This window comes from Micromonospora sp. NPDC049903 (assembly GCF_044460945.1).
Classification (GTDB): domain Bacteria; phylum Actinomycetota; class Actinomycetes; order Mycobacteriales; family Micromonosporaceae; genus Micromonospora.
Genome location: NZ_JBITKL010000001.1, coordinates 107,099 through 127,953, shown reverse-complemented (window position 1 = coordinate 127,953; position 20,855 = coordinate 107,099). Strand labels below are relative to the sequence as shown.

Here is a 20,855-nt window from a genome sequence, read left to right as displayed (position 1 = left end):
GCGCAACCGACCGCCGAGGGGGCCACGATGTCGCAGACCACCGCGCCGACAGTCGGGCAGCCGGAACGGGTCGCCGCACCCACCGGCCGGGCCGCGATCGGTCTGCTGGTGCTGCTCGGCTCGCTCACCGCGATCGGGCCCCTGTCGCTGGACACCTACCTGCCGGCGTTCCCCGAGATGGCCCGCGACCTGTCCGCCAGCCAGGCGCAGATCCAGCTCTCGCTGACCACCTGTCTGGTCGGCATGGCCGTCGGGCAACTCGTCACCGGTCCGCTCAGTGACCGCTGGGGACGCCGTCTGCCGGTGCTGATCGGCATCGGCGCGTACGTCCTGATGTCGTTGGCCTGCGCGTTCGCGCCGTCGGCGGAGACGCTCGCCGCGCTCCGCTTCGCCCAGGGCTTCGCCGGGGGCATGGGCACCGTCGTCGCCCGCGCCGTCGTCCGCGACCTCTACAGCGGACGCGCCGCCGCGAAGTACTTCTCCCGACTCGTCCTGATCTTCGGCATCGCCCCGATGGCCGCTCCCGCGCTCGGCAGCCTGGTGCTGGGCTTCGGCGGCTGGCAAACCATCTTCCTCGCCCTGGCCCTGGTCGGCGTGCTGCTCGTCGCCGCCGTCGCGTGGCGGCTGCCGGAGACGCTGCCCGCCGAACGCCGCAACACCGGCGGCCTGTCTGCGACCGCCGCCGCCGGGCGCGCCGTGCTCGCCGACCGCGTCTTCCTCGGGTACGCGTTGACCCAGGGCCTCGCCTTCGCCGGTCTGTTCGCCTACCTCTCCGGCTCCTCGTTCGTCCTCCAGGACGTCTTCGGCCTCTCCGCCGGTGCGTTCAGCATGCTCTTCGGCCTCAACGCGCTGGCCTTCGTCGCCGTCGGCCAACTCAACGCCCGGCTGCTGGACCGCTACGACCCCCGACCGCTGCTGATCTGCGGGCTGGGCCTCGGCCTGTTCTCCGCGCTCGGCCTGCTCGTCGGGGCCCTGCTCGGAGCCCTGCCGCTGGTCGTCGCCGCCCTCTTCCTCTTCCTCGGGTCGCTCGGCACGGTGATGCCCAACGGCACCGCCCTCGCCCTCGAACGGCACTCCGCGCACGCCGGTACGGCCGCCGCCCTGCTCGGCAGCCTCCAGGCGGTGATCGCCGCCGGTGCCGCGCCGCTGGTCGGGCTCGGCGGCGAGGGCAGCGCGGTGCCGATGGCCGTGGTGGTCACCGGCGCGGCGGCCGGCTCGCTGCTGGTCGTCCTCACCCTGGCCCGCCCCCGCCCCCGCCCCCGTCGCCGCTGACCCTCCCCGCCCGCCGCCCCCGCCGTCCCACCGCCCCGGCCTCCCACCCTCCCGCCGATCATGGAGTTGTGGTATCTCCAAACGCTCTGACAAGGGGTGATCCGCCGACCACAAGTCCATGATCGAAGGGCGGATTCGAAAGGCGAAGTAAAGGCAGGATTTGCCGCTATATTCATTTGCTTGACCGGTTGAGGCGCCCCGGTTACAGTGACGTTGCTGAACGTTGTTTCCCCTTCCTCTTTCGTCGGTCGGAGTCGCACTTCGGCTTCCGCCGGAAAGGGGATGACGCGTCCTCGCCGCGCCGACGGCGATCCGGGCGCGAGGTGCCACTCACCCGTTGTTGCCGCAGGTGAGGATGCGTGTCCAGCCACCGGCTCCGGCTCGGGGGCGGAGCGAACGGTGCGGTGATCCCGCCACTCGCGACGTCAATCAGGAATCGGACAGTGGTGAATTCCGGTACGTCTGCAACGGTTCGGATTCTGCATTTCCCATGAGCCGGTGATCGTGAATTCGCCGGGCAATTCCGCCCCCGTCTGTCCGACCCGGCACTCCTCGACGAGCAGGAAGCGGTGACAGCGGTGCACACTGACCTCGAAGGGCCGACACCGAAATCCGTCGGAGCCTTCTACGACCAGGTGAACTCGATCGTCGCCCGGGTCCAGGGCGGCTCCATGCACCACGGCTACTGGACCGGGCCCGACGACGACAGCGACTTCGCCACGGCCAGCGTCCGGTTGACCGACATGATGATCGAACGGGTCGCCGCGCGGCCGGGCGCACGGGTGCTGGACGCCGGCTGCGGGCTGGGGCGCCCCGGCGTACGGCTGGCAAAGATCTCCGGTGCCGAGATCGTCGGGGTCTCGGTCAGCGAACAGGACGTACGCCTGGCCAACGAACTGGCCCGCGCCGAGTCGGTGGCCGACCGGGTGCGCTTCGACCAGGCCGACATGGCCGCCTTGCCCTTCCCCGACGACTCCTTCGACCATGCGATGGCGTTCGAGTCGATCATGCACGTGCCCGACCGGGTGCGGGCGCTGCGGGAGATCGCCCGAGTGGTCCGCCCCGGCGGGCGCATCGTGTTGACCGACTTCACGGTCCGGGAGGGCCCGCACGGGCGCGGCGACGACACCCTGGCCAGGGTGTACGACTCCTGGCGGGTCGCCGCGTCCCCGATCGGCGCGGAGGACTACCCGGAGATCGCCGCCCAGGCCGGCGTCGTGCTCGACGAGGTCACCGACATCACCGACCACGTGAAGTACAGCAGCATGTGGACCTACCTCGAACTGCGGCGGTACGCCCGGGACAATCCGGTGCCGGCGGAGGTGGATCAGATCCTCGACGTCTTCGCGCCGACGCTCAAGGGCACCGCGGACCGGCCGCCGCTCACCGACACCGAACTCGAACACGGCTGGCGTCAGATGCTGACCGAGGAGCAGACGCAGGGCATGGTCATCGTGGTGGCCCGAAGTCCGGCACCGTGATCGTCCCGTCCTCGGCGATCGGGAAACCGGGGTTCCAGGCGATCTCCCAGAGGTGGCCGTCCGGGTCGGCGAAGTAACCGGCGTACCCGCCGTAGGACGTCTCGCGGGCCGGCCGGGTGATGACCGCGCCCGCCTCGGCGGCGTCGGCCAGTGCCCGGTCCACCTCGTCGCGCTCGCGTACGTTGTGCGCCAGCCCGATCCCGCCGAATCCACCGGCGGCCCGCGCGTCGACTCCGGCGTCCTCGGCCAGCGACTCGCGGGCCCAGAGCACCACGGCGATCCCGCCGGCCTGGATGAACACCGTCCGCTCCACCTCCTGACCCCGCCAGCCGAGCCGTTCGTAGAAGGCCCGGGACCGGGCCAGGTCCGTGACGCCGAGGGTGATCAGGCTGAGGCGCTGTTCCATCCGGGCAATCTAACCCGTCCCGGTCGCCTCGCCGCCTGCCGAAGGTCCCACGGAACGCAGAACTCCCGGTGCCGCAACCACGGCACCGGGAGTCCTCAGCAGGATCGGTCAGCTCAGCGGCGCGCCGCCGGGCTGCACGACCTTGTTCACCGTCAACTGGTACGGCGCGTACTGCGTGACCTGCTCGGTCGGCTCGTCGTAGGCGACGATGGCGACCACCGTGGGGAAGGCGGTGAGCAGCGCCGTCTGCACCACCCCCAGGGTGAAGTTGGTCTTGCCGTCGACCTCGAACTGCACGGCCGTCCGGAGCTTCTCGTCGAAGCCGACGAACCGGACGTTCCAGTTCGCCACCGGCGTCGGGTAGACCTGCGACGGCGAGTCGAACGCGTCCAGGTTCGACCCGTCGCTGACCAGCGTGCCGCCGACCGTGATGTCGTCGACCAGCAGACCGCCCTCGTTGACCCCACCGTCGCTGACGTAGCGGAAGCTGAGCAGGATGTCCTGCCCCGCGTACGCCGACAGGTCGAACGTGTGCGGCTCGAAGCCGGCCGTGGTGCCGTTCAGCGACGGTCCGAGCGGCCCGGCGACGGTCTTGTCACCCTCGATCGCGGTGTAGCTCTTGCCACCGTCGGTCGAGACGCTGACGTAGCCGTAGTCGTAGCCGGCCTCGGCGCCGTACTTGGCCAGGAAGGTCAGCGTCGGGTTGCCGGCCGGCACGCTCACCGGCGTCACGGCGGCGGCGTCGGTGCTGTTGCCGTTGCCGGACCAGAGCACCGCGTTGCCCGGACGGTCCGGGTCGTTGGTCACCGTCGTCCAGGCCAGCGGCACCGACGGGAGCGTCTTGGCGCCCTTGAAGCTGATCGAGCGCAGATCGCCCCGGCCCAGCGGCTTGCCGTTCGCCTTGCGCAACTGGACGTAGTCGGCGCCGTTCGGTGCCGCGCCCGGCGTGGCGTGCGTGGCCGGGTTGGCCAGGTTCACCGTGGCGTTCAGGCTGGCCGTGGTGACCTTGCGCTTGTCACGGCCGAGCATCACACCCAGCTTCGAGTTGCCGACGATCCGGTCCACCAGGTTCATCGTCTGGTAGTCGTGGATCACGCCGTAGAGGTCGTTCACCCCCTCGGCGGCGAGCGCCGCCTTGATGCTGGCCAGACCCTGCGACTCGCCGTCGCGGTGCAGCCGGGAGATGAAGTCCAGGCCGTACCGGTCGTAGAGGAACAACATCAACGAGTACGCGTTGCCGTAGTCGGCGAGTACCGCGTTCGGGTTGCCGCCCTCGTCCCACAGGTTCAGTGAGTTCTCCGGCCCACCGCAGTCCCGTGGATTCGTGTTGTAGTCCGTCTGCACCGTGCCGAAGCCCTGGAAGCAGTAGATGTGGCTGTCCGCGCCCGGCTGGTCGACCCGGGCCGAGGCGTCGGCATAGCCGCCGAGCGTCTGGGCGAAGTCGGAGAGCCCCTCGTTGATCAGGATGCTCTCGAACGGGTCGGTGTAGTAGTGCGCCAGGTGCTGCCACTCGTGGATGAACGTCGACTCGTACAGGTTGGGCCGCGCCGGCCGGCTGGTGCACAGGTCGTCGGTCGGCTCGTTCGGCGGGCTGACGCCCGTCCGGTGCGCCCAGTCGAACGCGTCGATCGTCATGATGTTGCGGTCGAGCAGCTCGTTGAAGAGCGAGAAGAAGAACCCGGCGATGTACGTCGGCGCGGCCGGGAAGTCGTAGAAGTTGTCGTCCCGGACGTTGTCGACGAGCGTCACCGTGCGGTTGCCGGCACCGGTGTAGTCGCCGTCGATCTGGGCGTTGCTGCCGTCACGGTCCGGCGGCGTGCTGAACGCGTCCGTCGACTTCGGATACATGTTGTTGTCGAACTCGTCGACCAGGCGCGTCACCTGCGCGTCGGTGACCACCGTCGAGTTCGCGATCTGCCGGCGGCAGTCACCCTCCGGGAACTCGGTGTCGTTGGCGACCCACACCTCGATGTTGTCGCCCACACCGCGCAGCGTGTAGTCCTTGAGGTAGATCACGCCCTGGTAGTCGTCGAGCGCGAGCCACTGCCGCACCGTACCCACCGCCGGCGTCTCGGCGGCCTGCGCCGACCTGCGCTGCGCCTGCGGCTGGTACTGCCGAGGCACCTCGACGGGCTTGCCGTTGAAGGTGAAGTCTTTTCTGGTGAGGTCGCGGACGTCGCTCGCGATCCCGGTTGCCGGCACCGGAGCGGGCTGGGCCGCCGCAGTGCTCGGACTGGCCGCCGCCGGTTGGGCGACGACGAAGAACGGTAGGACGATGGCGCAGGCTGCTATCCCCGCAAAGCGGCGTCGAGCCACAGAACCTCCTCATAGCCGACAGATCCACTCAACCCCGGGTGACCAGGGGCTATGGATCTACGCGCGCTGATCGAGCGTCTTCGTATCCTTTGCACAAGTGCATCGATCAATCAAGCCCTGACACGACATACGTCTGTGGATCGCTGCCCGTACCTCTGGAATCCCGGACTCGGCCGAGTGGCGCGGCGGGATCATGATGTCGCCATGACGAAGATCGCCGGGCGCCGGCAGAAGAAGGGAAACACCTGCAGCGACCCGGGGTGCGGTGCCCTGTCCTCCTGCGACTGTTCCCTGTTCTCGATGCTGTTGACGGTCGGCGCGGCAGCCGCGCGAGTGATCCCGGCACCGGTGGCCGACGGCTCCGGACGGGCGGCCATCCTCGGCTATCGCCGTTGGCTGTCCCACCGCTGGCCGGGGCAGTGTCGCTTCACCCCCACCTGCAGCGCGTACGGCCTGACAGCCGTCGAACGGTACGGCCTGGCGGTCGGTGGCCGGATGGCCGCGGGCCGGCTGCGACGCTGCACCGCACACACGCCACCCGGCACCCACGACCCGGTGCCCGCCGCCCCGGGCGCTTCCCGGGGCACCCGAACCGGCCCGGTCAGTTCCGACGGTTGATCACCACGAAGGCGACCCCACCGACGACGATCTCGGCGAAGAGCAGCAGCGCGAACACCATGCTCGGCTCGGCACCGAGTGCGACGGAGACGGCCGCCACCGACGTGAGCGGGAACGCGGCCAGGCCCAGCACGGCCAGGGCCCGGGTCAGAATGGCGTCGTCGCGCTCGTCCCCGGTCTGCGACCAGGCCCGCTCGAACGTGGTGGCGCGGTCCGGTCGCTTGCTCAGCCGCCACACCATCAGCAGGAGGGCGAGCAGCCCGACCGCCGCTCCCTGGAGGAACCCGACGCCCATGTTGCCGGGCGCGTGCTCCCGCAGCAGCAACCCCACGGCGACGATCAGCGCAGCGACCGCCAGCAGGATGGCGGCGACCGAGAGTTTCCGCAGGGTGCTGTGACCTCCGGTCGTGCGGTGGCCCTCAGGTGTGTGGGGACCCTGGGCCGTGGGGTGGCCTTCGGTGGTGCGGTGGTCCTTCGGCGTGTGGTGGTCCTTTGGGGTGCCGCGGCCCTCAGTCGACATGGAAGATCTCCTCTACGGGGCGGTGGAAGTGGCGGGCTATGGCGATGGCCAGGGGTAGCGACGGGTCGTAGCGGCCGGTCTCGATCGAGTTGATCGTCTGCCGGGAGACGTTCAGGGCCTCGGCCAGTTCCCGCTGGGACAGCCCGGCAGCCTGCCGCAGCTCACGGAGATCGTTCCGCAACCAGCACCTCCGATGTCAAGCAACCTTGTCACGTCAAGGATGCTTGACATCGAGGCTCGGTGTCAAGCGTGCTTGTCTGCGGGGTGGCGGACGGCGAGCTGGGGCGGTCGGTGGGTGGGGGCGGCTTTGATCGTGGCAGTGCAGCTGTTGCGGGCTCGGCGTGTCGAACAGCTGCACTGCCACGCTCTTCGCGGCAGGTGCTCGTGTTGATCAGGCGGTGGCCGGTTGGTGGTCGCCCGCACCTTCGACTTCGACCCGGTGTGCCGCACTGGAGCCCACGACTCGCTGCCGTGCGCGGCGGCGTCGTGCTCGATGTGGCTGAGGGTGCGGCGACAAGGGGGTATAAGTTTTATCTAAGGGGGTTGGGTAATGCTTATATCGGAGTCTGTCTGGCGCGCCCTGACTGAAGCGGGTGTTTCGCTCGTGCCGACCGGTGCCGACCGCGCCGAGCTGCGCTACGGAAAAGCCCGTGCCACGCTGACCATCATCGCGTCCCCGACCCCGCTGACCCCGAGCACCGTTGCCGCCTCAATCAGCCGCCATCCGAACCCGTGCCTGGTTATCGTTCCAGCGGCGACGGTAGCGGTGCGGCAAGCAATCGCGGCGGCGGGCTGGTCATGGCTGGTCGATACCGGACAGCAGGTGACGGGTGTGCTGTGCCTCGATGGGGAACGAGTCGCGCTGCGGCCCCCGGTCGAGACGACCAAGCGGTCCACCACGCGCGGTCGAGTGCCATGGGGCACCTTCACCCTGGTCCGCCGGCTGATCCAACATCCATACGTCACTCAGCGGGAGTTGGCCGCCATCGTCGGAATCTCCCAACCCCGGGTCTCCCAGGCGCTGGCTGCGCTGGCCGACCAAGACCTTGTACACCGCTCGTCGCGTGGCTGGATCGTGCGGGACGTTGACGAGGCGATCCGGTGGTGGCTGTCGACCTATCCCGGGCCGGGTGGCATCAGCACCTATTGGCTTGGCTTGGGGCCCGTGGTCGAGCAGGCCCGGACCGTCATCGAGGAGTTTGCCGCGACTGCCGATGCGACTCACGTTGTGGTCTCGGGTGATGTCGCGGCCGACATCATCGCCCCTTGGCATGCCCCGACCCGTGCCATTCTGTATGCGCATACCGGGTTGGAACTGGCGGCCGCAGGCTTCGTTCCTGCCGGCGAGGAAGAGGCGACGCTCGAACTCATCGTGCCGAGAGACCTGGGTCTGTGGCCGCCGTCCGGCAAGACGCCGCCAGGCATTCCGCTCGTTGATCCGCTTCAGATCCTCTGGGACGTAGGAAGATCGCCTGGTCCGGACAGCGACGAGGCCGCTCAACGCGTCTGGGATGTGCTCCGTCGCGGGTACCATGAGCGGAGGTGCGCGGCATGAACGGGCCGGCCCCAGCGGAGCCACGTTCCGTCTCGCTTGTCTCCACCAGCCGAGCAGCAGACGCCGGATTCCTCACCCTTGCGGATCTGGCGGACATCACCACGGCCCTGGACCTGGATCACCGCATCGTTGGCGGTCACATGGTCACCCTCCTCGTCGCACTGCATGGCGTCGCTGAGCAGGTGCCCCTGCGTGAGACGGCGGACGCCGACTTCGCCGCCCTGCCGACCGTCATCGCAGACCCCCGCCTACCGGCCGCGCTCGTCGCGCGGGGTTACGCATCGCGGGAGGCGGCTAACCGGTTCGCCCGCGAGGTCGAAGATCCGCAGGGGCTTCTTACGCTGGTGGTCGACATTCTTGCGCCGTCCTATCAGAACTCGTTGGTGCCCAACCAGCGGCACGGCGATCTGGTGGTCGACGAGGTGCCGGGCCTCGTGCTCGCTCTGCATCGACCTGCCGAGTCACTCACGGCCCACGTCCAGCTCACCAGCGGTAGGGGTCTGAGCCTGCGTGTCGTGCTCCCGGATGTGACGTCTGCGCTCTGCCTGAAGGCGCTCGCCTACCGTGGACGATTTGCGGCGAAGGACGCCGTTGACTTGTGGCGTCTCATCAACGCTGCTTACGCCGCCGGGCTGCGGGTCGCAGACTGGCCGGGCAGCGTTACCGGGCGCCAAGCCGCCGCTGTCCTTCACCGCTTCTTCGGTGCACCTGAAGCGGCTGGTCTCAAGCAGGCATCTCCCAGGGTGGGGGACCGAACTCGGCTGCGGGCATTGCTGCGAGAGGTGGTGCCCGTCTGGTAGCTACTCGGTCGGCGATAGTGCGGGCGGCGGCGTGGAGCGTGGCAGTGCAGGCGGCGTGGGCGCGGCGGGTCGAACAGGTGCACCGCCATGCTCTTCATGATCGGTCAGGCGGCGATGGTGCGGGCGGTGGCGTACACGTCGGCGGGGAGCGGATGGTCCAGGTGCCAGATGATGCGCATCGGGCGGTCACCGGTGTGTTGTTGGTAGGTCATCGGCCCGGCGTACAGGTAGGCAGGTGCACCCAGGTCGCGGTCCGGCACCCGGGTCTCCCGCACGAACAGGTGCACCGTGGAGCCGCGTGTGGCGTGGTGGAGGTAGCGCTGCCCGGTCGGCGACGCCGACGACGTGGCGCTCTGCGACTCCCATTGGAACAGCGACTCGGTGACGGCCCGGTCGGCGTACATGGTGGTGGGGGAGTAGTGCTGCGCCGATTTGATCAGTGTGACGAAGAAGAGGTCGGCCTGGGCGTCCGGAAGCCACTTCACGCCTTCCCGCAGCGAGCCCGGATTCGGCATGCCGAAGGCGGCGCACGCCTCGTTGCGGCTGTACCGCGCGTGCACCCGTAGCGGTAGCCCGTCGACCGGCTCGGTGACCCGGTGGATGCGTTCGCGCAGCACCTCGGCCACTTGGCGTAGCTCGGCACAACGCGTCGGCTCGGCCCAGAGGCGAGCCAGCCGTGCCTCGCGCTCGGTCAGGGGCGCGTTCGGCCCCCAGAGGTCGAAGTGCAGCATGTCCCAGAGCCGTCCGGCCTCCGGTCGTTCGCCGTCGGCCACCCGGTCCAGCAGGTCGAGTCGGTCGAGGTCGTCCAGGTGCAGCATCCGCCCGATCGCCCGGCCGAGCTCGCGGTCGTCCCGCCCTCCCGACGAGGTCTCCATCTTGGCGAGCCGCCGCAGCCCGGTCCACCCGCCGATGCTCGCCGACCGGTAGACGTCCTCGATCTCCACACCCGCCTCGTGCAGGAACTCGGCCAGGCGCACGTTCCCGAGCTGGCGCAGCTCGGCCAGCAGGCCGGGCTTCGACGTGGGCAGCGCCGAGCGCAGGTTGCGCAGCACGATGTCCTTGGCCACCCGGTCGAGCTGGATGTGGCAGCCGCTCGGCAGCGACGGGAAGTCGTCGCGTACCGCTTCGGTGATGGCGCGGCGACTGACCCCGGTCAGGGCCCGCCAGCGCAGGTCGAAGCGGAAGTTGGCGTGCTGCCCGCCGATGAAGTCGAGCACGGTCAGGCAGGGCTTGTCGTCGTCCAGGCGCAGCCCACGGCCGAGCTGCTGGAGGAAGATCGTGGCGCTCTCGGTGGGCCGCAGCATCAGGATCGTGTCGACCATCGGCAGGTCGACGCCCTCGTTGAACAGGTCGACCGTGAACAGAACCCTGACCGCGCCATCCCGCAAGCCCTTGATCAGGGCCTGCCGCTCGGCGGGACTGGTCCGCGAGGTCACCGCCGCCGATGGCACACCGTGCCGAGTGCACCAGTCCGCCATGAACTCGGCGTGCCCGATGCTGACGCAGAACCCCAGCGCCCGCATCCGCGCGACGTCCACGGTGTCGCGTACCGCCCGCAGCACCATCCGCGCCCGCGCATCGTTGCCGGTGTAGACGCCGTCCAGCTCCGCCGGGTCGTACCCCTGCCCGCGCTTCCACCCCAACTGCGACAGGTCCACATCGTCGTGCAGGCCGAAATACTGGAACGGCGCCAACAACTGCCGCTCCAACGCCTCCCACAGATGCAGCTCCACGGCAGCGCGGCCATCGAACCACCGCCGCACGTCGCCGCCGTCACTGCGGTCGGGCGTCGCCGTCAATCCGAGGAGTACGCGCGGACGCAGCCGCTCCAACAACCGGGCGTACGTCGGCGCCTCCGCGTGATGGAACTCGTCGACGATCACCATGTCGTACGCCTCGGGGTCGATCTCCCGCCGGTGCAGCGACTGGATGGAGGCGAAGACGTACCGCCAGTTCTGCGGCTCCCGGCCCCCGACGAGCGTCTCGCCGAAGCTGCCGTCCCCCATGACCTGCCGGAACGTCGCCACACTCTGCCGCAGGATCTGCTCCTGATGCGCGACGAAGAGCAGCGAGTCGACGGCCTTCTCCCGGTGCAGCCGGCGGTAGTCGAGCGCCGCGACCACCGTCTTGCCCGTGCCGGTGGCCATCACCACCAGGTTCCGCCACCGACCGTGGACCTTGCGCTCGGCGTCGAGGGCGGCCAGGACCTCCGACTGGTACGGGTACGGCCGCACGTCCAGATTGGCGATCTCGGTCGGTGCCTCGTCGCGACGCTCCCCGCGCAGCGCCGTGCGCAGCCGCTCGGCATCCTGGCCCGGGTCGTAATCTTCGAACGCGGGATCGTGCCAGTAGTCCTCGAACGTCGCGGTGAACGTGTCGATGACGTACGGCTGCTCGACGTTCGAGATCCGGACGTTCCACTCCACGCCGTCCATCAGCGCGGTCTTCGACAGGTTCGAGGAGCCGACGTACGCGGTGGTCATGCCGTTACGGCGGCGGAACAGCCACGCTTTCGCGTGCAGGCGGGTCGTCCGGGTCTCGTAGGACACCTTGATCTCGGCACCCAGCTCGGCGAGCCGGTCCAGGGCGCGCTGGTCGGTCGCGCCGAGATAGGTCGTGGTGATGACCCGCAGCCGCCCGCCACGGCCGATCAGCTCACGGATCGCACCCTGCACCTGGAGCAGACCGTGCCACTTGATGAACGCGCAGAGCAGGTCCACCTGCACCGCCGAGGCCATCTCGTGGGCGACCTCGTGGCCGATACGCGGCTGGTGCCGGCCGTTGACCAGCAACGCTCCGGTGGAGAGCGGAGTGGTGGGCCGCTGCGGGAAGGCGGGCGCGGCCGGCGGGGTGGGCGGTGCGGCGATGGCGTGCAGCAGATGCTTGGCGTCGGTGACCTGGTCATCGACGGTGGCTGCCTGCGGGCTGAGGGTGGCGATGGCGTCCGCGATGCGGTTCGCCAACTCGACCTGACGGTGAAGCTTGTCGTCACCACCGCCGACGGCGTGCAGGGCGCGGTGCGCCAGGGTGGCGATGTGGCGGGCCAGGGCATCCGGGGCGTCAGCCGGATCGAGCTTCCCGTGCTGGATCAGCGCAGGGTCGACACGCTGGAGCCGATCGGCGAGTTAACGGGTGACGACGTGCTCGTACATGCCAATTTCAAGGTCAGTCACCCGGTGATCCTGCCAATTCTCGGGGCGGTTGTCTCGCGCTCTCCATTCGGGACGAAAAGCACCACTCGCACGTCGGGAAGCTCGGCAAAGGCTCGCTCGATGGCCGGGTGGACCTCAGCCCAGGCAAGCCCGCCGTGGCCGCAGCCCAGCGCGGGCACTGCGATCGAGGTGATCCGCCGTTCGCGCACCACGCGACCGAGGTCAGCGAGGCCCGCATGGATGTCGGACAGCTTCGAGCCGGCGCGCCAATGACCCTTGGTGGGGAAGTTGATCACATATCTGCGAGGGCCGGGACGGGCCGCGTCGTGAACGAACATCCGACCCAGGTGGACCTCGTTCTTCGCGCATGCCGCCCGGTAAGCGGCGTAGTTGCCTGGGTAGGCGCGCTTGAACTGGAGAGCGATGCCCTTGCCCATCACTCCGACCGTGTTCACGGCGTTGACCAGCGCGTCGACGTCGGCGGTCAGCAGGTCCCCATGACCCAAGGTGATCATCAAACTACGTCCTCCCGCTCGAACCCGTTGTATCAGTAGGGCCCGACATACCGGGCGGAGGGCAGCCGTGAGGGGTAGACACTGCTACAACTCACCGTTCATCAGGCGGGGCGCGGCGGCAGTCATTGCGACGGGGCAGGGTCACGACTGCCTGCCAGACAAGGTCGGCCCGAAGCGGGGTTGCCGCGCCTCCGTGTCGTTGATCCCCTGCGCCCAGTGGAACCGGCTTGCTCAGGCCCATGCTCTCGCCTCCACGGCAAGATCACGCTCGATCCAGGATCGAGTGCCTTCCAGCCCCCTTGGGAAACCACTCGATCCTGGATCGAGCGTGATCTTCGTTCGGAAGTGGCGTGCACGCTCATCGGCTACATCCGCGCGCCGAGGAGGTGGATGGGATGAGTGCCGCCGTCACGAACATCACCGACTCAGATCGCCGCTGGATCAGGCGGCGAACCGCCGGACGTAGACAACCCGCTCAGCTGCGCGGTGCGGGGTCACCTCTGCCCATGCGTGTTCGCGCTGGGCAGCGCCTTGGTGAGCACGATGAACTCCGGCGCGTTCTCCCAACCGGGTCGCAACCGGGCCTGCTGCGTCCAGCCCCACGAGTCGTAGGCGCGCAGGGCGATCGCGTTGTCGGGACGGACGAGCAGGGTGGCGCGCTTCTCGGTACGGCCACTGAGCAGCCGGTCGTGAAGTGTTCGCGCCACACCTTGGCGTCGCGAGTCGGCGCGCACCAGTAACTCGCTGATCGCGAAGGTCCGTCGCCCGTCCTCCTCGGTGAAGCCCGGAGGAACGTCGCCTCGGATTCCCTCCCACCAGCGAGTCCTTGGTGACAGCGGGAATCCGTAGATGTAGCCCACGAGGCTTCCGCCGACTTGAGCGGTGACCACCGTCCAGCCGGAAACCTTTATGTGTCCGGCAAGCTGCTGTCGGTAGCGTTCCTCGTTGTAGAACGCTCCATCGTCGGCATGGGCGTCGAGGTATACCTCGACCAGTTCGTCGGTCAGGGCTTGTGCCTCGGCGGCGTTGTGGTGCCGAAGCCCCAGTTCGTTGCTCATCTCTGGAAAGCCGTTCTGTATGCATCGACAAACTCGCGTGCCGGGGCTGACCGCTCACGACCGAGGTGCGATTTGACCTGAGCGAGATGTCGCATGGTCCGTCCTGAGTTGAGCGCCTTGACCTCCGGCAGCGTTCGCAGCCCTGTATGTGCAGCCGAATGGGTGTCACCACACCGGAGCTCGGCTTCGGCAAGGCGAACGGTGTAGTAGATGTGGTTACGGCGGTGACCGGCGGACGGCCTGCTGCTGATGGCCCGAAATGACTCCGCAGCGCGGGCCGGCTTGCCGAGAGCCAGATGCGACAGCCCCTGGATGCCGGTGAGCTCTTGGGTGGTGACGAACTGAAGAAACGGCAGATCGTCCTCGTGCGGACCATGGTCGAACTCGTGACGCGCTTTCGTCATCTCTCGGTTGAAGCCGCCTATGTCGTTCAGATGTGCGTAGGCGTGGGCTGTGCGCAGCCGCAACAAGGTTCTCAGACGGGCTGTAGCCCAGCCTCGGGAGGCACGTAGCCCAGCCTCAGCGCAGTGCAGCGATTCGGCAGGGTGGTCTTCGCGAGTCAACAAGGACAGACACGCCAGCGCACGAACCTCTTCGTGAGGGTCGTCGGCGATCCTGGCCCGAGTTATGGCGTCATTCAGGTACGGACGTGCGTGCTGGCGGCGGTTTGCGTCGACTGCAAGCCAGGCAACTTGGTTGGCAAGGTCGGCCAGCCCGGATTGGAGAGCGTCCCCGAAGCCGCGACCGTAGTGGGAGCTGGCCGCCCAAGCCGAGAGGCGGGTGTGGATTCTCATCGCCACATCGCACAACTCATCTGCGCCCAGCGCGGCGTCTGCCTGTCTGAACCGCTCGACCAAGGAGCCGGCGAGACGGATGTGCTCCATGCCGATGGAGTCGATCTCCCGGTCAGCCTTCGTCAATGTGTCGAGCAGACCGTTCCCCGCGAGGCCAGCAAGGGCGGCCAGGGTGGTAAACCGGCGGCGATCCGTGGTGCCACCTCCTTCGTCGGGGGTCGCCTCCAGAGTAGTTGGCATAACGGCGGGGTCCGTGGTCCCCGGACGCTCGTCGGACGTGAACTCGGCTGCGAACTGCCGTGTCTGCATCCCCGGCCTGCTCAGGGGAAGGCTGAACCAGAGTTGAGCCTCAGGAATCCTCAGCAGGGTCGCCCAATGTGAGAGTCGGTCGAGGTGCACCAACTGCGGGCCGTTCTCTACGCGGCTGAGTTGTGCTTGCGTGATGCCCAACCAGCCCGCCACCACGGCCTGAGGCAATGCCGCTCGCCCGTGGTACGGGTGGTGTCGGTACGCCCGGATCACCCGCCCGAGGTGTCGATCGGCGAGAGCCCCTCGCAGCGGTGGGTGCGACCAGAACGAAGTGGGCACCTCCGGCGGCGCGCTGAGTCGATCGCGTTCAGCGGCGTGGCAGGGCGCGCATCGGCCGCTGTCGTTGTCGCGGGCCAAGCGTCCCCCGCAGCGGGGACAGTTCGCAGGTGTCACCGGCAACCTCGCCGTTCGCGGGTGGCTGTGTCCGTTGCGCTCCATCGAGCCTAACCATTCAAACCGTTTCGTGGGCGCGCGGTATGCGCGCCACGTATATCGACCATTCTCACGGTGTCATGTCGTCGGAGCATGGTCGGACTCAGCCTGCGTGGAGACCATCCGACGGAAGGAGCAGGATGCTCACCATCGACCGAGTCAGCACTGGCCGGACGCTCGTCTCCGAGAAGCTGTTCGCCCGGCTGACCGCCCGCATCGTCCGCGACCATCCCGAACTGGCCGCCGACCTGCCGGCCCGGATCCTGGATCAGGCCCTTGCCTTTCTCGTTGCCTGCGCCGTCAACGACGAATCGCTCGGTCCGAGTGGCCTGGTGGACATCGGCTGGCACACGTTCATCCTGCACACACGGGAGTACGCCGAGTTCTGTCAGGTCGTCGCCGGTCGGTTCATCCATCACCAGCCTGAACCTGACCCGGAGGGCTCACGCCGTTCTGGACCCGAGCCGATCGGCGCTCCGATCTCCCGGACGGTCGCTGCCATCGTCGCCGCCGGCTTCGCAGTCGACCATGAGCTATGGGGTGGCACATCTGCGGAGTGCAGTCAGTGCCACGCCGGCTGCCACGACAGCCCGACCCGCTGATCCGTCCGGGGCGGCGGTCTCGGGCTTACGCTGGCCAGGACCGCCGCCCGGAAGGCCACCGATGCCGCACCACCGCCACCACTGGCACGACCTCCCCGGCTCGCTGCGTCGGGAGGTCGAGCGGCATACCGGCGGTACCGTTCAGGCCGAGATCGTGTCGGACGGGGCCTCCTGTGAACTCGCCGTCACGCTCGAGACTCCCTCAGGGCGGGTGTTCTGCAAGGGTGGGCAGGCCGACGGCCGGACTGCGTGGCTCTATCGCAAGGAAGCCCGGATCAACCGATGGCTTCCCGACGTCGTACCCCGCCTCCGCTGGACAGTCGAGCGCGACGGCTGGCTTCTGCTCGGCTTCGAGCACGTGCCCGGCCGCTACCCGAGGCTGGCTCCCGGCTCCCCGGATCTGGATGCCGTCGCCGACCTGTTGGCCACCCTCTCCCGCGAGCTGACGCCCTGCCCGCCGGTCGAGGTGCAGCCGTTCACCGCACGGTGGCGTGGGCTCATCGCTCCGGAGTTGGTCGACGGGGACACTCTGCTGCACACCGACATGACACCTCGGAACTTCCTGTTCGGCGACCGGCTCCGGTTGGTCGACTGGTCCGCCCCCTGTCGAGGCGCGGCCTGGATCGACACCGCGTTCATGCTGGTCCGCCTCATCCGTGCCGGGCACAGCCCCGCCGATGCCGAACGCTGGGCCGCCCGAATCCCCGCCTTTGTCGAAGCCGACGCGAAGGCGGTTACTGCGTTCGCCGCAGCCCTGGCCGACCTCTGGGAACGGGCGCAACGTACCGCTCCGGCCCCTCATCGCGGACCGCTTCTCGATGCCGCCCGCCAGTGGCACACGCATCGCATGAGCCGGCAACCAGCCAGCACCTGATCTGCATCACCGTACGTATGCGGATCGTGCATGCGCGTCACGATCATCGCTGCATACCAGCACACCTGAGCTGAGTCGACAGTGGGCGCAGGGCCCGGGGCGGGTGCTGGGCGCCGGTGGCGTCGACCCGAACGACGCGTACCGACCCCGCCCGCCTCGGTGCCGCACCACATGAGCGAACGAGCGTGCCGAGGCCGCCGTACGTGAACGCCGAGCAGGAGGTAGCGCAGCGATGATCTACGTGACCGGGGAACGCCTCCAGTCGCACCACGTCCGGGCCGTCGACTTCGGCCGGCGTTGGCGGGGACTGGATCCGGCCCAGGTGTACGACTACCTCGACCGGGTGGCCGACGAGCTGGATCGCCTGCAACGGCAGCTCGTCACGGCGAACACCGAGGCCGAGCGGGTCCGGCAGGCGTTGCGACAGTGGCAGTCCCGGCAGACCGAGAACCGGCAAGGCGTGAGCCGGCAAAGCGAGAACCGGCAAGGCGAGGGCCGGCAGACCGAGAGCTGGCAAGGCGTGAGCCGGCAAAGCGGCAGTCGGCGCACCGAGAACCGGCAGGCATGGCGCGCACACCCGGTGGGGGAGCGCCGGTGACCGAGGCGGCGGCACGGGCGGCGGTCACCCGGTGGCTGCGGCTCGTGCAGGCGGATGCGGAGCTGTCCGCGTACCTCATCGGGGTCGATCTGGACCGGCTCGCCGCGCACCTGATCCGGCAGCTCGTGGGCGGCGGGCCGGTGTTGGAGGGGTGGCCTGGGCTGCCGGAGGCGTCGCGGCGGCGGGCCGGCGACTACCTGGCGGGAGCGCTCGCGACCGGCGGCCCTGCGGTGATCGACGAGGTGGCGACCGAGTTCCGGGCCAGTCTGGCGGGGCGGTGCCCGCTACCGGCATCGGAGCTGGCGCTCGTCGTCGCCGCCCTGGCCCGGCTGGTCGGCGGCGGCGGTGACCGGGCCGAGCGGTGGGCGCTGCTGGCGGTACTCGGCCGGGTCCACCATCGGCATCGGCTGCGCCCCGAGCACGGTCCGTTGATCGGCGCCGCCCTGGCGACGGTGGCACCGCGCCTCTGTCCACCGCCGGTCGACGTCGGCTGGGAGCGCCGGTGGCGGCGGGCCTGGGCGCTCGTCGTGCGCGCCGCCGGGCGGATGGGCGACGGGCCGGCGTTCTGGTCGGCCGAGGTGACCGGCCGTGACCTGTCCGCCGAGGGCATCGCCATGCTGACGGTACGCCCGTGGCACCCGCTGCCGTTCCGGCCCGGCCAGGCGGTGCCGCTCTGCCTACCGCAGCATCCGGGCCGATGGCGCTGGTACTGCCCGGCCAACGCCCCACGTCCCGACGGCACCGTCGAGCTGCACGTCCGCGCGGTGGCCGCCGGCACCGTCTCCCGCAGCCTCGTCCACGAGGTACGCCCCGGCGACCCGCTCCACCTCGGCCCACCCGTCGATGTCGGCCTCAGCCTGCCGACTGTCTCGCCGTCGGTCCCTCGCCGGGACCTGCTGCTGGTGGCCGGTGGCACCGGGCTGGCCCCGCTGCGCGCCCTGGTCGAGCAGGTCGCCGCCGCACCGGGCGGCCGGCGGGTGACCCTGATCGTCGGCGTACGCACCGTCGCCGACCTCTATGACGCGATCACCCTGGACAAGCTCGACCAGGCGCATCCCTGGCTGACCGTCGTGCCGGTCTTCTCCCACGACCCGTCGGTCACCCCTGCGGAGCAGGGCGATGCGCTCACCCTCGGGCTTTTTCACTACCGGCCCGGCCAGGATGTCTACGTCTGCGGTCCGCCCGCGATGCTCGACGTTGCCCGGCGACGACTTCCCCGCGCCGGGATACCCGTCGATCGGCTTCATCTTCCGGACCGGCTCCCGTGGAGATGACCCTGGATCGGCAGAGGGATCGGCAGAACCGGGCGGCATTCATCAAGTTGCGCTGATCGATAACGTGGGTAGCGGCAGGGCAGGCTGCGACACGATGTCTGCCGACGGTAACCGGGGGAGAGGTCCGATGGCCGACCTGTTCGATGAGCTGCGCGACACGGTGGCCGACGAGTTGCGGCCGTACGGGCAGTACCTGGCGATGCGGGGTGCCCTCCCTGGCGAGCAACGCTTCGCCGCACCGGAGATCGCCCTCGCCGCGGTGTCGCTGATCGGCTGGGTGGTGAGTGCGTACGCCACGGGTTTTCTCGAGGAGAAGGCCAGGATGCGCGCCAATCCTCCGGAGTCTGCGCCGGAGTCCGAGGAGGACGCGGTCCGGGCCGCCCTCGACGAGATCCACAAGTGGGGTCGACCACGGGTGCGGGTCACCGTGGACGAGGAAGGTCTGGTGGAGGAGCTGCGCAGACTCGGCCTCACCCGCCGGGCGGCGAAGCAGGCCGCCCCGAACCTGGCCGCGACGCTGGCCGAGCGCCTCAACGATGCCCTCAATGACTAGTCGCCTGGAACACCTGGTCCGCGGCGAGCTGGCACCCGGTGTCCCGGTCAGCGGCCCGAGCGGCGATGACATGATCGTCGCCGCCGTGGAGTTGCTGGCCGCCACCCAGCTCTCCGGCGAGGAACGTGAGTGCTCGGCCGAGTGGGTCCTGCACATCCGGCGGCTGTTGGGGGAGGGCCTGGACCTACGGCGTACGCCCGGGCGGGACTGGCTGGCGGCGATGCTCACCTATCCTGGGCCGATCACCGACTGGATCGAGGCGCTGCACAACGGGTTCCGTCACCTGCTGCGCGCCCGTCAGGCGATCGGCCCGGTGCTCGATCCGCTCCTCGACGAGGTCTGGCTGACCGCGTGCGATGCCGGACGCGGCGGGGAGAGCCACGCGAACTTCGGCGGTGTGACGGCGCTCGCGCGGGAGGATCCCGCCCGCTACATCGGGCGCTACCTGGACTTCGGCGTCTTCTCCACGTTCGCTCTGGCTTACGCGTCGGCGGCCGCTCTGGCTCGTACGGCCGATGCCGAAGCGCTTGCGGACCGCGCGTTCGACCTGTGGAAGCTCGCCGACGAGAAGGTGAAGGTGGCACGCCGCTCGCCCTTCTACGCCGACGTGCTGGCCGCCGCGTACGAATGCTGCTTCCGCTATACGGAAGCGAAAGTCCTGCTCAGGTGGTCGATCGCCCGCCAGGAAGAGTCGGGCACCCCGGTCGAGGACGAGCTGCGGAGGGAGGTCCAGATCGTCGAGGAACTTCGAGCCGCGATGGCGGACGCCTCGCGCGCGAACTACTTCGCCCGTATGCCGAGCATCTTGAGCTCGCTACGCCTGTACATGGATGCCACCGCCGACCCGCGCCAGGTGGTTACCGCCGCGATCGAGCAGGCGTCCGTGGCGAACCCGCTCTTTCCCCAGCGCGTCGTCGAGCTGTGGCACCGCGAGGCCGCCGCCGTACCGCCTTCGAGGGAGATGCCCAAGCTCGTGGCCCGGCGCGTCGAGGCGGCACTCCCGGCCGCCTTCGACGATCCGTTGACGGTACGGACCGGCCTGGCCATCCAGCACCGTCAGCAGTAGCCGCCCGTTGGCGGCCGACTCTCGCCGGGCCGTGAGCAGGTTCCGCGAGCACGCGCCGCGACCGCACTCGACCGTTGGCCAGGTGGCGGCGATCCGTTGATGCATTCAGCTCGACAGTGCCCGCAGCCGGCATCTGACCGCTTCGGCCCGTCACTTCTCCTGTGCACTTCCGGTGGCTGGGCACGACGAGTGAACTGATCAACCAGGACGGTCCGTACTGATGGTCATGCGGACGACGGAGTTGGTGGCCTGCTCGCGCAATGCGATCGACTGGCTCGGGCCGGCCGGGGTGCGTGGGGTGGTGCACCGCTGGATGCGTCTCGTGGCGGCCGACGCGGAGCTGGCGCCGTACCTGCTGGGGATCGACCGGCCGCGACTCGCCACCCGCCTCGCGGCCGAGCTGACCCCGGCCCTGGGCGGTCCGGTGAGGTCGATCGGGTCGGTCGGCGGGGTGTGGCGGCGGCTGGGGTTGACCACGGAGCAGCACTGGCGGGTGCTCGACTACCTGGCGGCGGTGCTGTGGCGGCTGGACCTGCCGGTGGACACGATCACCGCCGTGCAGCGCGTCGTGGGCGCGGAGCGCGGGTAGGCCGACGTCCGCGCGCCGCGCGGCGAGCGGACCGCGGCCGGCCCGGGCCGTGGGGCGTGAGCACGCGCAGG

Annotated in this window: 18 protein-coding genes and 2 pseudogenes; 12 read left to right on the top strand and 8 right to left on the bottom strand. The window is 69.3% G+C overall.

What is annotated here, in order from left to right; translation table 11 throughout:
• The first annotated feature begins 27 nt into the window (after positions 1 to 27).
• The gene (locus ACIBO1_RS00625; protein ID WP_396740311.1) at positions 28 to 1,272 is read left to right on the top strand and encodes a multidrug effflux MFS transporter; all 1,245 of its coding nucleotides are present in this window, start codon (positions 28 to 30) and stop codon (positions 1,270 to 1,272) included.
• Between the two features lie 578 nt (positions 1,273 to 1,850).
• Complete coding sequence (locus ACIBO1_RS00620; protein WP_396740309.1) at positions 1,851 to 2,753, top strand: SAM-dependent methyltransferase; 903 nt, start codon at positions 1,851 to 1,853, stop codon at positions 2,751 to 2,753.
• On the opposite strand, the gene ACIBO1_RS00615 is transcribed toward ACIBO1_RS00620, so the two are convergent.
• Together ACIBO1_RS00615 and ACIBO1_RS00610 are read right to left on the bottom strand one after the other, a co-directional pair.
• Complete coding sequence (locus ACIBO1_RS00615) at positions 2,722 to 3,159, bottom strand: VOC family protein (RefSeq protein WP_396740307.1); 438 nt, start codon at positions 3,157 to 3,159, stop codon at positions 2,722 to 2,724. The two genes, ACIBO1_RS00620 and ACIBO1_RS00615, sit on opposite strands and share 32 nt — an antisense overlap.
• 108 nt (positions 3,160 to 3,267) lie before the next feature.
• Positions 3,268 to 5,475 (bottom strand): choice-of-anchor J domain-containing protein, encoded by a 2,208-nt coding sequence (locus ACIBO1_RS00610; RefSeq protein ID WP_396740305.1) that lies wholly within the window; start codon positions 5,473 to 5,475, stop codon positions 3,268 to 3,270.
• Positions 5,476 to 5,679: 204 nt separating this feature from the next.
• Between ACIBO1_RS00610 and yidD the strand changes: the two genes are divergently transcribed.
• Positions 5,680 to 6,093: a membrane protein insertion efficiency factor YidD gene (gene yidD / locus ACIBO1_RS00605; protein WP_396740303.1), complete on the top strand. Its 414-nt coding sequence runs from the start codon at positions 5,680 to 5,682 to the stop codon at positions 6,091 to 6,093.
• Here yidD and ACIBO1_RS00600 read toward each other — a convergent pair.
• Together ACIBO1_RS00600 and ACIBO1_RS00595 are read right to left on the bottom strand one after the other, a co-directional pair.
• Positions 6,077 to 6,613 (bottom strand): hypothetical protein, encoded by a 537-nt coding sequence (locus ACIBO1_RS00600; RefSeq protein WP_396740301.1) that lies wholly within the window; start codon positions 6,611 to 6,613, stop codon positions 6,077 to 6,079. The genes yidD and ACIBO1_RS00600 overlap by 17 nt on opposite strands.
• Complete coding sequence (locus ACIBO1_RS00595) at positions 6,603 to 6,794, bottom strand: helix-turn-helix transcriptional regulator (protein WP_350693259.1); 192 nt, start codon at positions 6,792 to 6,794, stop codon at positions 6,603 to 6,605. The genes ACIBO1_RS00600 and ACIBO1_RS00595 overlap by 11 nt, the downstream gene beginning before the upstream one ends.
• A 369-nt stretch (positions 6,795 to 7,163) precedes the next feature.
• On the opposite strand from ACIBO1_RS00595, the gene ACIBO1_RS00590 reads away from it, so the two are divergent.
• Both ACIBO1_RS00590 and ACIBO1_RS00585 read left to right on the top strand, forming a co-directional pair.
• Positions 7,164 to 8,168 carry a MarR family transcriptional regulator gene (locus ACIBO1_RS00590; protein WP_396740299.1) on the top strand — a complete coding sequence of 335 codons (1,005 nt, stop codon included), beginning with the start codon at positions 7,164 to 7,166 and terminating at the stop codon, positions 8,166 to 8,168.
• On the top strand, positions 8,156 to 8,968 hold the full coding sequence (locus ACIBO1_RS00585) for a hypothetical protein (RefSeq protein ID WP_396740297.1): 813 nt from the start codon (positions 8,156 to 8,158) through the stop codon (positions 8,966 to 8,968). The genes ACIBO1_RS00590 and ACIBO1_RS00585 overlap by 13 nt, the downstream gene beginning before the upstream one ends.
• 104 nt (positions 8,969 to 9,072) lie before the next feature.
• Here ACIBO1_RS00585 and ACIBO1_RS00580 read toward each other — a convergent pair.
• The 4 genes and pseudogenes from ACIBO1_RS00580 to ACIBO1_RS00565 form a co-directional block, all read right to left on the bottom strand.
• Positions 9,073 to 12,120, bottom strand: a pseudogene (locus ACIBO1_RS00580) (DUF3427 domain-containing protein).
• A gap of 17 nt (positions 12,121 to 12,137) precedes the next feature.
• Positions 12,138 to 12,635: a macro domain-containing protein gene (locus ACIBO1_RS00575; RefSeq protein WP_396740295.1), complete on the bottom strand. Its 498-nt coding sequence runs from the start codon at positions 12,633 to 12,635 to the stop codon at positions 12,138 to 12,140.
• Positions 12,636 to 13,129: 494 nt separating this feature from the next.
• The gene (locus tag ACIBO1_RS00570; protein WP_396740293.1) at positions 13,130 to 13,693 is read right to left on the bottom strand and encodes a GNAT family N-acetyltransferase; all 564 of its coding nucleotides are present in this window, start codon (positions 13,691 to 13,693) and stop codon (positions 13,130 to 13,132) included.
• Complete coding sequence (locus ACIBO1_RS00565) at positions 13,690 to 14,952, bottom strand: hypothetical protein (protein WP_396740291.1); 1,263 nt, start codon at positions 14,950 to 14,952, stop codon at positions 13,690 to 13,692. The genes ACIBO1_RS00570 and ACIBO1_RS00565 overlap by 4 nt, the downstream gene beginning before the upstream one ends.
• A 416-nt stretch (positions 14,953 to 15,368) precedes the next feature.
• On the opposite strand from ACIBO1_RS00565, the gene ACIBO1_RS00560 reads away from it, so the two are divergent.
• The 7 genes and pseudogenes from ACIBO1_RS00560 to ACIBO1_RS00530 all read left to right on the top strand — a co-directional run bounded on the left by ACIBO1_RS00560 (position 15,369) and on the right by ACIBO1_RS00530 (position 20,784).
• Positions 15,369 to 15,830, top strand: a complete 462-nt coding sequence (locus ACIBO1_RS00560; RefSeq protein WP_396740289.1) for a glycine-rich domain-containing protein — start codon at positions 15,369 to 15,371, stop codon at positions 15,828 to 15,830.
• Between the two features lie 61 nt (positions 15,831 to 15,891).
• Positions 15,892 to 16,704 (top strand): hypothetical protein, encoded by an 813-nt coding sequence (locus tag ACIBO1_RS00555; protein WP_396740287.1) that lies wholly within the window; start codon positions 15,892 to 15,894, stop codon positions 16,702 to 16,704.
• A gap of 232 nt (positions 16,705 to 16,936) precedes the next feature.
• Positions 16,937 to 17,152: pseudogene (locus tag ACIBO1_RS00550) on the top strand (DivIVA domain-containing protein); the annotation flags it as partial.
• A gap of 146 nt (positions 17,153 to 17,298) precedes the next feature.
• A complete protein-coding gene (locus tag ACIBO1_RS00545; RefSeq protein WP_396740285.1) occupies positions 17,299 to 18,576 on the top strand; it encodes an FAD-binding oxidoreductase in 1,278 nt (425 codons plus the stop codon).
• Between the two features lie 127 nt (positions 18,577 to 18,703).
• Positions 18,704 to 19,129, top strand: a complete 426-nt coding sequence (locus tag ACIBO1_RS00540; protein WP_396740283.1) for a hypothetical protein — start codon at positions 18,704 to 18,706, stop codon at positions 19,127 to 19,129.
• 70 nt (positions 19,130 to 19,199) lie between these two features.
• Positions 19,200 to 20,195: a hypothetical protein gene (locus ACIBO1_RS00535; protein WP_396740282.1), complete on the top strand. Its 996-nt coding sequence runs from the start codon at positions 19,200 to 19,202 to the stop codon at positions 20,193 to 20,195.
• 220 nt (positions 20,196 to 20,415) lie between these two features.
• Entirely contained in the window at positions 20,416 to 20,784 is a 369-nt protein-coding gene (locus ACIBO1_RS00530) for a globin (RefSeq protein ID WP_396740280.1), read from the top strand.
• Positions 20,785 to 20,855 lie beyond the last annotated feature (71 nt).

Bases quoted from the DNA above. Each gene is read 5' to 3' on its own strand.
- ACIBO1_RS00625 (WP_396740311.1), top strand. From the start codon at position 28: ATGTCGCAGACCACCGCGCCGACAGTCGGGCAGCCGGAACGGGTCGCC.
- ACIBO1_RS00615 (WP_396740307.1), bottom strand. From the start codon at position 3,159: ATGGAACAGCGCCTCAGCCTGATCACCCTCGGCGTCACGGACCTGGCC.
- yidD (WP_396740303.1), top strand. From the start codon at position 5,680: ATGACGAAGATCGCCGGGCGCCGGCAGAAGAAGGGAAACACCTGCAGC.
- ACIBO1_RS00600 (WP_396740301.1), bottom strand. From the start codon at position 6,613: ATGTCGACTGAGGGCCGCGGCACCCCAAAGGACCACCACACGCCGAAG.
- ACIBO1_RS00590 (WP_396740299.1), top strand. From the start codon at position 7,164: ATGCTTATATCGGAGTCTGTCTGGCGCGCCCTGACTGAAGCGGGTGTT.
- ACIBO1_RS00575 (WP_396740295.1), bottom strand. From the start codon at position 12,635: ATGATCACCTTGGGTCATGGGGACCTGCTGACCGCCGACGTCGACGCG.
- ACIBO1_RS00570 (WP_396740293.1), bottom strand. From the start codon at position 13,693: ATGAGCAACGAACTGGGGCTTCGGCACCACAACGCCGCCGAGGCACAA.
- ACIBO1_RS00560 (WP_396740289.1), top strand. From the start codon at position 15,369: ATGCTCACCATCGACCGAGTCAGCACTGGCCGGACGCTCGTCTCCGAG.
- ACIBO1_RS00555 (WP_396740287.1), top strand. From the start codon at position 15,892: ATGCCGCACCACCGCCACCACTGGCACGACCTCCCCGGCTCGCTGCGT.
- ACIBO1_RS00540 (WP_396740283.1), top strand. From the start codon at position 18,704: ATGGCCGACCTGTTCGATGAGCTGCGCGACACGGTGGCCGACGAGTTG.
- ACIBO1_RS00535 (WP_396740282.1), top strand. From the start codon at position 19,200: ATGATCGTCGCCGCCGTGGAGTTGCTGGCCGCCACCCAGCTCTCCGGC.
- ACIBO1_RS00530 (WP_396740280.1), top strand. From the start codon at position 20,416: ATGGTCATGCGGACGACGGAGTTGGTGGCCTGCTCGCGCAATGCGATC.